The organism is Sulfurimonas sp. NW9 (genome assembly GCF_051132275.1).
GTDB classification, from domain to species: Bacteria; Campylobacterota; Campylobacteria; order Campylobacterales; family Sulfurimonadaceae; genus Sulfurimonas; species Sulfurimonas hydrogeniphila.
This window is the reverse complement of sequence record NZ_CP093236.1, coordinates 1,950,752-1,966,183: the sequence shown is the minus strand read 5'-3', so window position 1 is coordinate 1,966,183 and position 15,432 is coordinate 1,950,752. Positions and strand designations below refer to the sequence as shown.

General features: G+C 37.7%; 18 protein-coding genes and 1 pseudogene. 17 read left to right on the top strand and 2 right to left on the bottom strand.

The annotated features are described in order from the left end of the window. Nucleotides 1–10 precede the first annotated feature (10 nt). The 3 genes from MLC44_RS11165 (at nucleotide 11) to MLC44_RS11155 (ending at nucleotide 3,729) form a co-directional block, all read left to right on the top strand. Entirely contained in the window at nucleotides 11–748 is a 738-nt protein-coding gene (locus tag MLC44_RS11165) for an outer membrane protein assembly factor BamD (protein WP_418640661.1), read from the top strand. Between the two features lie 18 nt (nucleotides 749–766). After that, entirely contained in the window at nucleotides 767–3,184 is a 2,418-nt protein-coding gene (gene lon, locus MLC44_RS11160) for an endopeptidase La (RefSeq protein WP_346389594.1), read from the top strand. Nucleotides 3,185–3,276: 92 nt separating this feature from the next. Beyond that, a complete protein-coding gene (locus MLC44_RS11155) occupies nucleotides 3,277–3,729 on the top strand; it encodes a YaiI/YqxD family protein (RefSeq protein WP_434657372.1) in 453 nt (150 codons plus the stop codon). Nucleotides 3,730–3,736: 7 nt separating this feature from the next. Here MLC44_RS11155 and MLC44_RS11150 read toward each other — a convergent pair whose 3' ends face one another. After that, a complete protein-coding gene (locus MLC44_RS11150) occupies nucleotides 3,737–3,994 on the bottom strand; it encodes a hypothetical protein (protein WP_434657371.1) in 258 nt (85 codons plus the stop codon). Between the two features lie 77 nt (nucleotides 3,995–4,071). Here MLC44_RS11150 and MLC44_RS11145 point away from each other — a divergent pair, with 77 nt between their 5' ends. The 4 genes and pseudogenes from MLC44_RS11145 (at nucleotide 4,072) to MLC44_RS11130 (ending at nucleotide 6,477) form a co-directional block, all read left to right on the top strand. Continuing rightward, nucleotides 4,072–4,527: a low molecular weight protein-tyrosine-phosphatase gene (locus MLC44_RS11145; RefSeq protein WP_434657369.1), complete on the top strand. Its 456-nt coding sequence runs from the start codon at nucleotides 4,072–4,074 to the stop codon at nucleotides 4,525–4,527. Next, nucleotides 4,527–5,451: pseudogene (gene cysK, locus MLC44_RS11140) on the top strand (cysteine synthase A). The gene MLC44_RS11145 and the pseudogene cysK overlap by 1 nt, the downstream one beginning before the upstream one ends. After that, nucleotides 5,444–6,025 (top strand): aminotransferase class IV family protein, encoded by a 582-nt coding sequence (locus tag MLC44_RS11135; protein WP_346389590.1) that lies wholly within the window; start codon nucleotides 5,444–5,446, stop codon nucleotides 6,023–6,025. The pseudogene cysK and the gene MLC44_RS11135 overlap by 8 nt, the downstream one beginning before the upstream one ends. Beyond that, nucleotides 6,019–6,477 carry a hypothetical protein gene (locus MLC44_RS11130; protein WP_151899597.1) on the top strand — a complete coding sequence of 153 codons (459 nt, stop codon included), beginning with the start codon at nucleotides 6,019–6,021 and terminating at the stop codon, nucleotides 6,475–6,477. Before MLC44_RS11135 ends, MLC44_RS11130 begins: the two co-directional genes overlap by 7 nt. Nucleotides 6,478–6,485: 8 nt before the next feature. Here the strand turns inward: MLC44_RS11130 and MLC44_RS11125 are convergent, their stop codons facing one another. Continuing rightward, nucleotides 6,486–7,388: a LysR family transcriptional regulator gene (locus MLC44_RS11125; protein WP_151899598.1), complete on the bottom strand. Its 903-nt coding sequence runs from the start codon at nucleotides 7,386–7,388 to the stop codon at nucleotides 6,486–6,488. Nucleotides 7,389–7,515: 127 nt separating this feature from the next. On the opposite strand from MLC44_RS11125, the gene MLC44_RS11120 reads away from it, so the two are divergent. From MLC44_RS11120 to MLC44_RS11075, 10 genes are all read left to right on the top strand, one after another. After that, entirely contained in the window at nucleotides 7,516–9,564 is a 2,049-nt protein-coding gene (locus MLC44_RS11120) for an ATP-dependent helicase (RefSeq protein ID WP_151899599.1), read from the top strand. Further along, nucleotides 9,561–10,382 (top strand): tRNA pseudouridine(55) synthase TruB, encoded by an 822-nt coding sequence (truB, locus tag MLC44_RS11115; protein ID WP_346389588.1) that lies wholly within the window; start codon nucleotides 9,561–9,563, stop codon nucleotides 10,380–10,382. Before MLC44_RS11120 ends, truB begins: the two co-directional genes overlap by 4 nt. After that, nucleotides 10,376–10,609, top strand: a complete 234-nt coding sequence (gene csrA / locus MLC44_RS11110) for a carbon storage regulator CsrA (RefSeq protein ID WP_151899601.1) — start codon at nucleotides 10,376–10,378, stop codon at nucleotides 10,607–10,609. Before truB ends, csrA begins: the two co-directional genes overlap by 7 nt. 7 nt (nucleotides 10,610–10,616) lie before the next feature. After that, nucleotides 10,617–11,399 carry a 4-(cytidine 5'-diphospho)-2-C-methyl-D-erythritol kinase gene (locus MLC44_RS11105; protein ID WP_346389587.1) on the top strand — a complete coding sequence of 261 codons (783 nt, stop codon included), beginning with the start codon at nucleotides 10,617–10,619 and terminating at the stop codon, nucleotides 11,397–11,399. A gap of 94 nt (nucleotides 11,400–11,493) precedes the next feature. Continuing rightward, nucleotides 11,494–11,919, top strand: coding sequence for a hypothetical protein (locus MLC44_RS11100; RefSeq protein ID WP_346389586.1), 426 nt, complete (start codon nucleotides 11,494–11,496; stop codon nucleotides 11,917–11,919). A gap of 95 nt (nucleotides 11,920–12,014) precedes the next feature. After that, nucleotides 12,015–12,467: an SsrA-binding protein SmpB gene (gene smpB, locus MLC44_RS11095; RefSeq protein WP_151899604.1), complete on the top strand. Its 453-nt coding sequence runs from the start codon at nucleotides 12,015–12,017 to the stop codon at nucleotides 12,465–12,467. Then, the gene (locus MLC44_RS11090) at nucleotides 12,467–13,333 is read left to right on the top strand and encodes a M23 family metallopeptidase (protein WP_418640659.1); all 867 of its coding nucleotides are present in this window, start codon (nucleotides 12,467–12,469) and stop codon (nucleotides 13,331–13,333) included. The genes smpB and MLC44_RS11090 overlap by 1 nt, the downstream gene beginning before the upstream one ends. A 10-nt stretch (nucleotides 13,334–13,343) precedes the next feature. Beyond that, on the top strand, nucleotides 13,344–13,952 hold the full coding sequence (locus MLC44_RS11085; RefSeq protein ID WP_346389584.1) for a tetratricopeptide repeat protein: 609 nt from the start codon (nucleotides 13,344–13,346) through the stop codon (nucleotides 13,950–13,952). Then, nucleotides 13,949–14,671 (top strand): Nif3-like dinuclear metal center hexameric protein, encoded by a 723-nt coding sequence (locus tag MLC44_RS11080; protein WP_151899607.1) that lies wholly within the window; start codon nucleotides 13,949–13,951, stop codon nucleotides 14,669–14,671. The genes MLC44_RS11085 and MLC44_RS11080 overlap by 4 nt, the downstream gene beginning before the upstream one ends. Before the next feature lie 47 nt (nucleotides 14,672–14,718). Further along, entirely contained in the window at nucleotides 14,719–15,432 is a 714-nt protein-coding gene (locus MLC44_RS11075; RefSeq protein ID WP_346389582.1) for a zinc ribbon domain-containing protein, read from the top strand.

Here is a 15,432-nt window from a genome sequence, read left to right as displayed (position 1 = left end):
ATATTTTCATATGAAATCAAAATTCTCTTTTGTATTTGCTCTCTCTTTTATCATTTTATTTGCTTCGTGTTCAAAAGAGGTGGAGGAATACAACAAGCCGGCTGTTTACTGGTATGGCAAAATTGTGGAGTCTATTTCATCCGGAAATATTGACAAAGCGGATGATTACTATTCCTCTTTACAGGGGGAACATATCGGGTCACCTCTTTTGCCTGAGGCAACCATGATTCTTGCAATTGCGCATATGCACAATGAAGAGTATCTGCTTACTGAACACTTTTTAAATGAGTATGTCAGAAGATATGCAAATGCCAATGAGAGAGAATTTGCGGAATTTTTAAAGATTAAAGCAAAATATATGGCCCTTCCAAATCCAAGACGTGATCAAGGGCTTATACTTGAGGCCATAAAAAATGCAAAAACATTCAAGCAAAATTATCCGCACTCTATGTACTACTCTTTGGTGGATACGATGCTGACAAATTTATATCTTGCTGATGCCTCTTTAAACAAGGAAATTGTCGATTTGTATACCAGACTTGACAAGCCGGAATCGGCAGCATATTATCGCACCTTAAGAGTAGAACCATGGATAAAATGGGATGAAGTTGAGCGTGCAAAAATACCATGGTACAGAGAAATATTTGAAGGAGACGGTACATCCAGCTGGTATGCTTTTATGATTCCGGATACACAGAGTGTCGTCTCTAGAAATACAGTTAAATCAGACAATAATAAAACAAAATAATATAAGGAAACTATATTTATGAAATTAAGCAACTACGGAGAATTTCCTGCTGACATCCCGGTGATAGCAGAAGATGAACTTTTTTTATATCCTTTTATGATTTCACCGCTTTTTTTAAGTGATGAAAAAAATATTAAGGCGGCAACAAAGGCCATTGAAAACAATTCTTTGGTGATAGTCTGCCCGACTAAGCCAGGACATGAAGGTGAAAGAGAGTATGACGCACTGTATGACGCAGGTGTGGTAGGTTCAATTATGCGAAAGGTTTCGCTTCCTGACGGACGGGTCAAAGTACTTTTTCAAGGGCTTGCCCGTGCAAAATCTTTATATAAAGTTGCAGAAGATCCGCTTATAGCCCATGTAGACGTGATGCAGTCAACAGAGGTTGATTCTTTAAAAATTGATGCAATACTTGAAGTCGTGCGTGAAAAAGTGAGAGCTTTGGCTGCTGTAAGTAACTATTTCCCGCCCGATCTACTGCGAACTATAGAAGAAAATCATGATCACAACCGTATCATTGATCTGATATGTTCAACAGTAAAACTCAAAAAAGAGCAGGCTTATAAGCTTTTTGTAGAAACTGATACAGAAAAAAGATTTTTGGATCTTATCGATCTGTTGATTGATGAGATAGAGGCAAACAAGCTTCAGCGCGAAATTCGTTCAAAAGTACATACACATATAGAAAAAGTCAACAAAGAGTACTTCTTAAAAGAGCAGCTCAAACAGATTCAAAAAGAACTCGGAACGGACACATCCCGAGAAGAAGAGATAGAAGAGTACAGAAAAAAGCTTGAAGCCAAAAAAGAAAAAATGGGAGAAGATGCCTACAAAGAGATAAGCAAACAGCTTGAACGATTTGCACGTATGCACCCGGATTCTTCGGATGCTTCTATGACGCAGACATATCTTGACTGGGCTTTGGATCTTCCTTTTGGCGATTTGGCAAAAAAACCGCTTCGCATAGAGAGTGTGGAAGAACAGCTCAACAAAGACCATTTTTCGCTAAAAAAACCAAAAGAGAGAATCGTAGAGTATTTTGCAGTAAAAGAACTGCTTGAACTTCGTGGTGTCTCAGCGAAAAAAAGTGCTGGAGCGATATTGTGTTTTTCCGGCCCTCCGGGTGTCGGAAAAACCTCTCTTGCCAACTCTATAGCAACAGCACTCAAACGTCCGCTTATCAGAATAGCACTGGGCGGTCTTGAAGATGTGAATGAATTGCGCGGACATCGCCGTACTTATGTTGGGGCTATGCCGGGACGTATAGCACAGGGGCTTATAGATGCGAAAAAAATGAATCCTGTGATAGTGCTTGATGAGATCGATAAAATTACCCGCTCACAAAGAGGGGACCCGACAGCGGCTCTTTTAGAGATTTTGGATCCTGAACAAAACAGCGAGTTTCGCGATTATTATCTGAATTTTGATTTGGATCTGAGTAATGTGATTTTTATAGCAACAGCAAATGATGTCGGGCGTATTCCTGCTCCTTTGCGTGACAGAATGGAATTTATCACCTTAAGTTCATATACACCGCAGGAAAAGTTTGAGATAGCCCGTCGTTATCTGTTGCCGCAGGAGATTAAAAAACACGGACTCAAAAAATCTGAACTCAGTATTTCAAAACCGGCGTTAAAAGAGCTGATACACAGTTATACACGTGAAGCAGGTGTGAGAAATTTACGCCGCCGTATAGCTGAAATGGCGAGAAAAGCAGCTATGGAACTGCTAAAACACAAAAATGTTGCAAAAGTATCAGTGACACTGAAAAACTTAAAACAGTTTTTTGATAAAAGTGTCTTTGAGATTGAAAAAACAGACAAAGTTCCTGTTATCGGTGTAGTCAACGGCCTGGCATGGACAGCAGTAGGCGGAGATGTTTTACGAATAGAGAGTATCCGCATCAAAGGCAAAGGCAATCTGCAGCTTACAGGCAGTCTTGGTGATGTTATGAAAGAGTCTGCAAGAATTGCCATGAGTGTTGTAAAAACACTTATAGACAAACGCAAGCTGAGAATTTCTCAAGACAATATTCCGCTTACTTTTAAAGAAAAAGAAGAAATTATAGAAGTTGATCCAAGCGAAGTATATAAACGGTATGATTTACATGTACATGTACCGGACGGCGCAACGCCAAAAGACGGACCGAGTGCAGGTATAGCCATGGTAACAGTTATATCTTCCATACTCGGTTCCTATAAAGTGCGCTCTGATGTCGCTATGACAGGAGAAGTTTCATTAACAGGGGATGTTTTGCCGATTGGCGGATTAAAAGAGAAGCTTATAGCTGCATATAAAGCCGATATGACAAAAGCTTTGATTCCTGCAAAAAATTATGAAAGAGATTTGGAAGATATTCCAAAAGAAGTAAGAGAAGCACTTGAGATTGTACCGGTCAAACGGGTAGAAGAGGTGTTAAAACAGGTTCTTGTGTAGAACCTGAAAAATCCAAATTTATAATTACATGTAACGATACGCCCTTTTTGAATGTTTGTTTATTTGTTATAATGTTTAAAAAGAGAAATATAATGCTGAGAATATATATAGACGGCGATGCCTTTCCCAACCTCTTAAAACCGATCATTTTTCGTCAAATAGAAAAATACGGCATAAAAACCTGTGTGTTTGCAAATAAAAAAATCAATATTGGAAAATCAAAAAATATAGAGTATGTCATTGTAGATGCAGGTGCAGATGAGGCTGACAATAAAATTGTACAAAAAGTACATTCGGGGGATTTGGTTATCACTGCAGATATTCCCTTGGCGGACAGAGTTATAGATAAGAATGCCCATGCAATAGATCACAGAGGCGAACTTTACAGCAAAGACAACATCAAACAGTATCTTGCAATGCGGAATCTCATGGAGAATATCAGAGAAATGGGAGAGATGACGCAAGGTCCGAAGCCTTTTGGCTCAAAAGATGCCGAACTTTTTGCAAATCAGCTAAACATGTTTTTGCAAAAATATATGCGATGACACTGTTTTAGATTTCGTTATTTTTCCAGGAAAAAACGGCATCATTTAAACTTTCAAATCCACTTTCTTTGCCGATAATGAAAATTTCATCAAAAACATAACAGGTGACTCGTGTATTTGGTTCAAGTAAGAATACGGCATATTCTTCATTCTCTTTTTGATTGACAGATAAAACACGCATGTCATCAACTATATCTCCAACCTGTGGCGTTACATCAAACTCAACATTAAGTAATTTTTTGCCGTCGCTACTGTAGATTGCCATGATTGCCTCTATTTTTTTGTATAATAAGTATTGCTTTAAAATTGCAATACTTATTATACTCAAAGAATAGGAAATATATGAAATCCGTTATATTTGTATGTCTTGGCAATATCTGCCGTTCCCCGTTGGCAGAGGGGATTGCCAAAAAAATAGCACAAGAACATAAAATAGATATAAAAATAGACTCTGCAGGGACAGGAGACTGGCATATCGGCGAACCCCCATGTGAGGGTTCTATCAAGGTGGCACAAATGCACGGCATAGATATAAGCCATCTTAGAGCGAGACAGTTTACAAAAGAAGATATTGGTTTATATGAGTTGATAGTTGTACTTGATGAAAACAACAGGCTGCATGTCAAGAAACTGGGTGCCAAAAATATACAAAAGCTGGGATGCTTCGCATTTAATTGTCAGGATGTTCCGGATCCGTATTTTTTTGACGGATTTGACGGATTTTTAGAAGTCTACAAAATGATAGAAGTTTGTGTAAATAATCTTTTTAGTGTAAAATTACTTCAAGAGGAAAAATAATGAAAATTGCAAAAAATATAACTGAATTAGTAGGCAACACGCCATTGGTAAGGCTGAATGAGGCATCAAAGCTGACAGGTGCCACGATATTGGGAAAATGTGAGTTTATGAATCCGACAAGTTCGGTCAAAGACAGAATAGGATTCAATATGATCCGCAGGGGTATAGAATCAGGACGTATTCAAGCAAATACAACGATTATTGAACCTACAAGCGGAAATACAGGAATTGCTCTGGCAGCCAACTGTGCAGCTCAAAATTTAAAACTTATTTTAACTATGCCTGAGTCTATGAGTGTAGAGAGAAGAAACCTGCTCAAGGCTTTAGGCGCTGAACTGGTACTGACTCCGGCTGCAAAAGGGATGAACGGAGCCATTCAAAAAGCACTGGAAATTCAGGAAAATACACCGGACTCTATAATCTTACAACAGTTTGAAAATCCGGCAAATCCGGAGATACATGAAATCACAACGGCACAGGAAATTCTCCGTGATACAGAGCAAAATCTGGATGCTTTTGTGGCAGCTGTAGGGACGGGAGGAACGCTTAGCGGAACTTCGAAGGTCTTGAAAGAACATATTGCAGATATTGCTGTTTTTGCAGTAGAGCCTGAAGCTTCGGCAATTCTCTCAGGAGAGAGCCCGGCTCCACATAAAATTCAGGGAATAGGCGCAGGTTTTGTTCCTGCAATTTTAGATACCTCCTGTTACAGTGAAGTGATAAAAGTGAGTAATGAAGATGCTATAGCAACAGCCAGAATGTTGGCAAAAAAAGAGGGATTGCTTGTAGGTATATCTTCAGGAGCAAATGTATATGCTGCCATGCAGGTGGCTTCACGGGAGGAATTTCAAAGGCAAAACGATTGTGACCGTTTTATGTGACACGGGAGAAAGGTACTTAAGTACAGAACTTTTCAGTGAATAAAATTCAATATTTAGAAACAATCAAAGCAGTTGATGCAAAACTGTTTCATCTTGCATACCATCAAAAACGGCTTGAGAAAACAGTTGGGCATTCCGGCATTATACTACAAGATATTTTACATCCTCCCGCATCAGGATTTTTCCGGTGCAGGGTTGTATATGATGGCGAAGAGTACAGCATCACATACCATCAGTATAAAAAAAAGAGTATTCAAACCCTGAAACTTGTTTTTGATAATGAGATAGAGTATTGTAAAAAATATTATGACAGAAGCAAAATAGAGAAGCTGCTGGAAAAAAAATCTTTTTGCGATGACATACTTATTGTAAAAAATTCTCTTATTACAGATACATCCATTGCTAATATCGCTTTTAAATATAAAGATGAATGGATAACACCAAAAAGCCCTTTGCTTGAAGGAACGACCAGAGCAAGGTTGCTCGAGAGCGGGAAAATCAGAGAAGATGATATATCTGTAGAGGATTTAAATCATTTCGAGCAGGTTGCACTGATGAATGCTATGATAGATTTTGATATAATACCAAATGAAAACATAAGGGATATAATTTGTTAGAAAATATAATACAAGACAGAGATTTCGCACACTTAATGAAAAAAAATATTCAGGAGTTGATTGTTCTGCTGTTTGAAAAAGAGCAGAATTTCGGTATTTTATGTAAAATCGAAGATGTGAGTTTTGCACCGGCACTACCGGAAAGTATAAACGCTGAGTTTCGTCCGTTGACACTTTTCTTTTTAGCAGGATATACATTTGAGACTGCCAGAATAGAGGATGATATTTTAATTTTTGAGGCAGGTTTTGGCAGTGAAAATTTTGGAAGTGTTGTACATGTACCCTTGCTGAGTATTTTACAGATTATTATCGATGAAACTCCGGTTTTGATTAATATATCTGCATATAAAGAGGAAACAAAGAAACAAGAAGCTGATATAGACGAAAGCGGAGTGAAAAACTCCATGGCATCTTTTCTCTCAAATCCGGAAAACTCCAAGTTTATAAAATAAGACGCTATCTACACTCTGTTAAGCGAGAGCAGATAATTGACTACATTGTCTACAAAAGCATCATGTTTTCTGTCTTTGAGATAGGCTATGTAAAAACTTCTTGTAATTTTATGGTTTTTTAGTCTGGCTTCATAAAGTTGGCCGTTTTCGATTTCTGACTTGATGACATGACGGGACATAATAGAGACAAGAGGTCGTTCTGCATTCTTGTCTGCATGTAAAATAGACTCCTTGATGGAAGTCGGACTGGCAAGAACACCGATAACATTGAAATTATTACACTGCACTCCCATCTCTTCAAAAACTTCTGATGTCAGTTTTCTTGTGTGGGAGTCCTCATTGCGACAAATCCAGTCGAAATCGAGTAAATCATCTGCACTGAGATGTTTTTTCATCGGCTGGTTTGAAAAAACGACCAATTCATCTTCCACCCATTCTCTGTAAATGACACCATCTCTGAAAACAGGAGATTCGATGAGTGCGACATCTATTTTTTTATCTTCAAGCTGGTCAATAATGTTTGAAGAGAGATCCACATTCATAAAAACTTCATTGTTGATGCGTTTTTTTATTTCACTGAGATAATTCGGAAGCACATAATTACCGATTGCAAAAGAAGAACCCATGACAAAAGTGAACTCTTTGTTGATTATTTTTAACAACTCTTTTTCACTGCTGTGTATAGCTTTTTCAAGTCTTAAAGCGATTCTGTAGAGATCTTCGCCCTCTTTTGTGAGGATAATTCCGTTTTTCTTTCTATCAACTATTTTTGTATCAAGATAATCTTCAATGAACTTGATTTGCTGCGTGACAGCGGGCTGGGAAATCCCAAGTTTTGCTGATGCTTTAGAGAAGCTTTTCTCTTTTATAACCATCAAAAAAGTATGTAATTTCGCAAAATCTTTTAACATAATAATTCCTATAAGTATCAATAATAGTAAAATTATAACTCATAATTATAATTATTGCAATAGTTTTGTAATAATTTATGACATTTTAGCTATAATAAGTAGAAATACAACTTAGTAGTGAACATATATGGAAAAAATTTTTAATCATTTAAATGAGTCTCAAGCAGCAGCAGTAAAGCAAACAGAAGGACCTGTCCTGATTCTTGCAGGAGCGGGAAGCGGAAAGACGACAACAATTATTTCACGCTTGGCGTATCTTATTGAGGTTGTGGGTATTCCCGCTTCAAATACACTTACCCTGACATTTACAAACAAAGCTGCAAAAGAGATGAAAGAGCGTTCTCTCTCTATGATAGAAAATGTCGCCTATCCTCCTCTTCTTTGTACCTTTCACAAGTTTGGACTTCTTTTTTTAAAATTCAATATACATCTTCTGGGCAGAGCCAATAATTTTGTTGTGATAGATACAGATGATAAAAAGAGAATCATTAAAAAAATAAATTCTGAGCTGCCGACACCGCTTATCGCGAGTGAAATTTCCAGATACAAAAACTCTTTAATGAGTCCTGATGATGCCTACAAGCAGACTGAACTGTTCAGTTACAAGCAGATTGCCGAAGTTTTTGCAGAGTATGAAAAATATTTACTGGAAAACAATCTTGTTGATTTTGATGATCTCATCGCGCTTACCTATAAACTTTTGGATGAAAACCCTGAGTTGGCAAAGGCTACCTCGCAGAAATATCAGTACATTATGATTGACGAGTACCAGGATACAAACGAACTGCAGTTTAAGCTGTTACAAAAACTTTGTACAGTGCATAACAATTTGTGTGTAGTCGGTGATGACGATCAGAGTATATACGGCTGGCGTGGTGCGCATATTCGCAATATTATGGAGTTTGACCAGGATTTTTCAGGCACACATGTCTTTAAACTCGAAGAGAACTACCGTTCACGTGCGCCGATTTTAAAAGTTGCCAATGCGCTTATCGAGCACAACCGGTCCCGTTTGGGAAAAAAGCTCATAGCAACGCGTGGCAACGGGGATGATGTGACAACACTGAATTCTAATGATGAAAACGAAGAGGCAAGAAAAGTTGCCGCAAAAATACAAAAACTGCTTGAGAGCGGAGTACGTGCCAGAGAAATAGCTATTTTGTACCGTGTCAATGTTCTGTCACGTTCTGTAGAAGAAGGCTTGAACCGTTACGGGATTAACTATAAACTTGTGGGTGGTTTGCGATTTTATGACCGGGCAGAGATAAAAGACCTTATTTCTTATATCAGGGTGATTACAAATCATCATGATGACTTCTCCCTGAAACGTATAGTCAACAAGCCGAAACGCGGACTGGGCAAAGCAAGTTTGGATAAAATTGAACTTGCAGCTCAGAAAAAGGGAACTTCTATTTATGAATATATCACTCAGGCATCCATGGAAGAACTTGAAGGCTTGGTCAGAAAGAAAAATGCTGCAACGCTCAAAGAGTTTGCTAAAAACATTCAAGAGGTTGCCGGTATTGCGCAGGCGTCTACCTATGAGTTTATAGATGCTTTGGAAGAAACTTTTTCTTTGAAAGATATTTACAAAAACATGCAAGACTCACAGGAAAGAATTCTCAATATAGATGAGTTTTACGGTCTTTTTAGAGATTTTGTAAAAAAATCACCACAGAGTTCTTTGGATGAGTTTTTAAACGAACTGACGTTGCAAAGTGAGCAGGACCAGGTGGAGGGGGAGAGTATCTACATGATGAGTATACATGCCTCCAAAGGTTTGGAGTTTGAACATGTTTTTGTCATAGGAATGGAAGAGGGCTTTTTGCCACTGACAGGAGACGGAAGTGATTTGGAAGAAGAGAGACGACTTGGGTATGTTGCGTTTACCCGTGCCAAAGAGACCTTGACGCTTTGCCATGCCGGGAGCAGATTTTACAAAGGACGCAGAAGTGATTTGGAAAAAAGCCGTTTTTTCAATGAAGCCGGACTTTGCAAAGGCTCTTTAAAGTGTGAAAAAAACACAGCATTTAAAAAAGGTGATCTGGTACGGCATAAAATCTTTGGAACAGGGCGCATTATCGGTGTGAGTAAGTCGGGAAGAGAGTTTAAACTCAAGATTAATTTTGCAGGAACAAAACGCGATATTCTTGCATCATTTGTAGAGAAGTTATGAATCGTCTTTTTGTTGCATACAAACCTTCGGGAGTAGGCTCAAACAAGTATCTTTACAGTCTGAAAAAAAAGTATAACAATAAAAAAGCAGGTTTTGCCGGAACACTGGATCCTTTTGCCAAAGGCGTGCTTTTGGTAGGTTTTGGCTCACATACGAAACTTTTTAGATTTTTGAACAAAACACCTAAAAGATACAAAGCGACTTTGTGGCTTGGTGCAAAGAGTGATACCCTTGATACAGAGATGATCGAAGAAGTTGTACTTCCTGAACCTTTACATGTAAAGGAGATTGAAGCGGTGCTTTTGTCTTTAGAGGGTGAATTAGAGTATAAACCGCCGATTTTCAGTGCAAAACGGATAAACGGACAGCGAGCGTATGATTTGGCACGTGCGGGAAAAGAGGTTGTTCTCAATACTGTCAACTCAACTGTTTATGAAATGAAACTGATTCACTACTGCCATCCCTTTGTGACCTTTGAAGCAAGTGTAAGCGAAGGGACTTATATACGTTCTCTGGGAGAGATGATTGCGCATAAACTTGGTATAGCGCATGGAAGTTTAAGTATGCTTGAGCGACTGAATGAAGGACAGTTTGTTTATGAGGATGAAAAAGCCTTGAATATCAAAGAATCTTTAAACATTCCCCAGAATTACTATTTGGGTGAAAGTGATAATGTAAAGTATGGAAGAGTTCTTGCTTTAGAAGATTTAGAGTTGCAGGATGACGGCACATACTGGCTGGATAATGGCGAAAGCATCTCCATTATTACAGTAAATGAGGGCAGAGTAAAATATGAATTAGGCAGGATAGAATGTTAGTACTTGCAAGAAAAGCAGATGAATCTATAGTTATTGGTGAAAATATTGTTGTAAAAGTTATCTCTGTAGAAAACGGTGTCGTAAAACTCGGAATTGACGCGCCAAAAGAGATTTCCATCATTAGAAATGAGCTTATCGAAGAGGTCAAAGCGAGTAACAAGGCGGCTTCTTTGGGAACTGTAGACGAAAATGATATTCTGTCTTTGAACAAAATACTGGGAAAATAAAAAGCGGATGAAAAAGTATAAGGCCTATGCCAAAGTAAATATTTTTTTAAAAATAACAGGCAAGAGAAACGAGTACCATGAGATAGTCTCTCGATTTATGAAAGTCAATGATTTGTATGATGTCCTCTCCTTTGTATCAAAACAAGATGTTCAAGCCAAAGCAAATGAGTTTAAAATAATTGGTGATTTTGATTGTGATACAAAACAAAATACCATTTATAAAGCATATGTAGCCTTGAAAGAGGCTACATCAAGCGCTGCACTTGAAAAACTTATGCAAACGTATGCGGTGGCTGTTGAAAAACACATTCCCGCATTTGCAGGTCTTGGCGGAGGCAGCAGTGATGCGGCAACCTATTTGAAAATGTGCAATGAAGTACTGCATTTGGGTCTGAGTCTCAATGAACTCGCACAAATAGGTTTACATGTAGGGGCGGATGTGCCGTTTTTTATTTATGGATATAATAGTGCCAATGTCAGCGGAATAGGGGAAGTGGTAGAAGCCTTTGAGGAAACACCGCTCTCATTTGATATGTATACACCCAAGATACAAATCAGCACTCCAAAAGTCTATAAAGCATACAGAGAAAAATTTTACAGACCCATAGACGGATTTCAAGCCGATGCATTGAAAAAGAAATCTTCAGTAGAAATCTTGCAGGAACTCGATGCAAAAGAAGCAAATGATCTTTTTGCGCCTGCATTGCAGGAGTATACAGAATTGGAAAAACACTATAAAGAGGGCTACTTCTTCAGCGGCAGCGGCAGCAGTTTTTTTAGAGTAATTTAATAGTTTGCACCATTTTATTGGCATAAGAGAGTGTTTTTTGTCAAAGTATTCAATATTATGATACAATAAAAATTGTCAAAATAAGGGGGGCAAGATGAGAAAATTATTACTAATAAGTGTGTTTGCATTGACGTTGTCAGTTACTTCTGCATCAGCATATAATCTTAAGTCAAATATGATACTTTTAAACACAGAATTACGAGAAGTTCAACAAGGCTTTATAACTAGTGATAAAGAGGGTATAAAAGTTTCGATTGAACGGTTTGCAAAACACGCCAATGATTTATTGGCTGATAAAGAAAAATTTGAGGAGATGCTTCCTGAAAACAAGAAGCATAAAGCCAATGAAGCGATTATGAGTGCACAGATTATTGCACATAATGTTCAGATTATATTAGACGCTATTGCGAATAAATATAACCAGTCGGGTAAACTTCGAAGAGAAGAGTCTCAAAGAGCTTATACCTATATTGAGCATGCCTGTTTTCGCTGTCATAATATAGTTCGCGACGAAAACTAAAACAATAAACATCTCTTTAACAATCCAAACCTTAATGAATGCATGCTAAAATAGCAGAAATATTTTAGGCTATACAGTTTAGAAGGAAGTGGATTATGGGTGAAACAATAGCAAAAAACAAAAAAGCGTATCATGATTATTTTATTGAAGAGAAGTTTGAAGCAGGGCTGGTTCTTACAGGGAGCGAGGTCAAAGGCATACGTGCGCATCGCGTTAATCTTAAAGACAGTTTTATCCGCTTTGTCAACGGAGAGGCTTTTTTGTTTAATGCGCATATCGGCAGACTCGAGACGACGCACCATTATTACGGGCATGAAGAGCGCGGGGCAAGAAAACTGCTTCTGCACAAAAAAGAGTTAGAGAAAATGCAAAAGGCTGTAGCACGTGACGGGTATACCATTGTGCCTTTGCAGCTCTATTTTAACAAACGCAACATTGCAAAGCTGCAAATTGCCATAGCAAAAGGAAAACTGCTGCATGACAAAAGAAATGATCTAAAAGAGAAAGACCAAAAGAGAGACATTCAAAGGGCGATGAAGGATTATTAATGAAACTTTTGCTTTTTTTGTGCTTTTTTGTCTCCTCTCTTTTTGCTTTACATGTAAAGATAGTCAATGATGAGGTAGGTAACGGCAAGACAGTACTGGTGAAGTTTGCAAAAGAAAAAGGCATTGAATACAAAGCACTCTTTTTTGAAGAAAAAAAGATAAAAATTTTTCCGAATCCTTTGAACAGGAGTGAATATTATGCCTTGATTCCCGTCTCCTACTACGACAAACCTGCTCAAAAAACCGTGAAAGTTATTTATCTGCAAAACGGGATAAAAAAACACAAAGAGCTTTCTCTTACAATCAAAGATGCAAAATACAAAAAAGAAACCATCCGTGTAAGCGCTTCGAAAGTAAATCCGACGCTGCCCAAGATAAAAAAAAGAATCGCAAAAGAGTACAGGGAAGCTATGAAAATTTATCATACAATAACAAACAAAAGCTATATGCATTCAGATTTTATCTTGCCGGTGGAGAGTAAAATTACAAGTGCTTTTGGTACAGCAAGAATTTATAACGGAGCTTTGAAAGGGTATCACAGCGGGACGGATTTTCGGGCGAAAACAGGCACACCGATTAGAGCGTCCAATGACGGAAAAGTCGTTTTGGTCAAAAAAAGATTTTATTCGGGAGGCACTGTTGTCATTGATCACGGTGAAGGCATTTATACCTGTTATTTTCATATGAGTAAATTCAATGTCAAAACAGGTCAGCTTGTCCAAAAAGGAGAACTTTTGGGCTTATCAGGAAAAAGCGGCAGGGTAACAGGTCCTCATTTGCATTTTTCAGCTAGAATTGCCGGTGTACAAGTTGATCCGTTGCAACTTATAACATTACTTAATAATAATTTAATTTTAAATAAATAGGAAAACAATTATGACACTTTTTCAGTTACTTATGCTTGGAGCCTCTGCTTTTTTTGCATACAAAATTTACGAACATATACAAACACTTAAAGATCCGCAGGACCAACAGCACACAGGTGCTCAAGGTGAACGAAGTGCTGAGGCATTTTCCCCTTTTGATGCCTCCTCTTTGGTGGAAAAAGCCGATGAAGAGATGCAAAAGGGAGATTTGCAAAAAGCGCTTGCCATTTATAGCGAGGCAAATATTAAAGATCCAAAGAACCCTGAAACACTCTTTAAAATGGGTTATACACTTGCACAGCAAAACAGGGATGATGAGGCTATGGAGTATTACAAAGAAGCGTTGGAACTGGACCCGAACAATACCTATATCCATCAGGCGATGGCATCCCTGTATAGAAAAGCGGGTGAATATGCGAGTGCAAGAAATCATCTCAACAAGTCGCTTGAAATTGATGCCACAAACCCTATTACCTACTATAATTACGGGAATCTGCTTGTTGATATGAAGCATTTTGATGAAGCAAAAGGAATGTATGAAAAAGCGATAGAACTTGACCCTGAATTTAAAGAAGCAAAAGAGGAACTGAAAAAAATCAAGAAGGGAGAATCGCTGTGAAAATATTGGAAATATACAAATATCTCAATGAGCTTTCTCCTTTTGATATTCAGGAGTCATGGGATAATTCCGGTCTTTTGATAGGTGATTTCAAAGATGATATTTCAAAAATTGCTTTGAGTATTGATGTAGATGAAAAACTGATTGATTCTTTGGATGAAAATACGCTGCTTATTACGCACCATCCTATTATTTTTGGCGGACTCAAACAACTTGAGTTCTCTAAATATCCTGCAAATTTGATTCAAAAAATGATTAAAAAAAATATTTCAAATATTGCGATGCATACAAATTTTGACCAGACACACTTAAACGAATATGTTGCAAAAGAGATACTCGGATACGAAATTTGTAAAAAAGACGGTTTTGTTGCATACCTGGAAGTGAATGAAGATTTTGATATATTCGCAAAACATGTTTCAAAAGCATTTGGACTTAAATGTGCAAGAACAGTTAAGTGTGCGCAAAGAGTAAAAAAAGTGGCCCTGACAACAGGATCGGGATGTTCTTTGATGAAGAGTCTGGATGCTGACTGCTTTTTGACAGGTGATGTAAAATATCATGATGCAATGGAGGCAAAAAGTATAAAATTGTCTTTAATTGACATCGGACACTATGAAAGTGAGTACTTTTTTGCACAAATTATGCAAAAGCATTTGAAAATTTTAGGTTTAGAAGTTATAATTGCATCATCAGAAAACCCATTTACATATATTTAGGTCTAATAATACAGGTAATGGTAGAAGTAAACCCCTAAAGGATCCCAATGAACAAGCACTTAAAACAATTAATCGATCTGTCAATTATAGATAAAGAGATAGACGCATTTGAACCTCAGATTGAAGAAGCAAATGCAAATTATGAAGCGGCTCTTGCAAAAACAAAGAGCATAGAGTCAGATATTGAAAATTTAACGAATGAAATCAAAGACGAAGAAGTTAAAAAAGCAAAAAACGAACTGCATCTCTCGGAACTTTCACAAAAACTTGAAGAGAATGTAAAAAAAAGCTCTGAAGTAAAAACAGAACGTGAGATGAAATCGCTGCAGCTTGAAGAAGAGATTGCCAAAGAGCAGGTCACATTTGCAAATGAAGAGATTCAAAGACTTGAAAAAATCATTGAAGCAAAAAAAGAGCAGATTGAAGCTGCAAAAAATGCTCTGGAAGAGTTAAATGCAAATTTGGAAAGTGTAAAAGCTGATGTAGATACAAAACTTGAAAAAATACACAAAGAGAGACAAGAGGTTTTCAAAAGAAAAGAGACTCTTTTGTCAGATATCAATCAAAAAGGGCTTGCTTTTTATCAAAAAATCCGTCGTTGGGCAAAAAACACAACAGTGGTTCCTGTTGAAGAACAGGCATGTATGGGATGCCATATGATAATAGGCGATAAGGTTTATGCTGATGTCATAAAAGGTGAAGATATCACTACATGTCCCCACTGCGGACGCATCCTTTATGTGAAAGTTAACGAAGAGTAG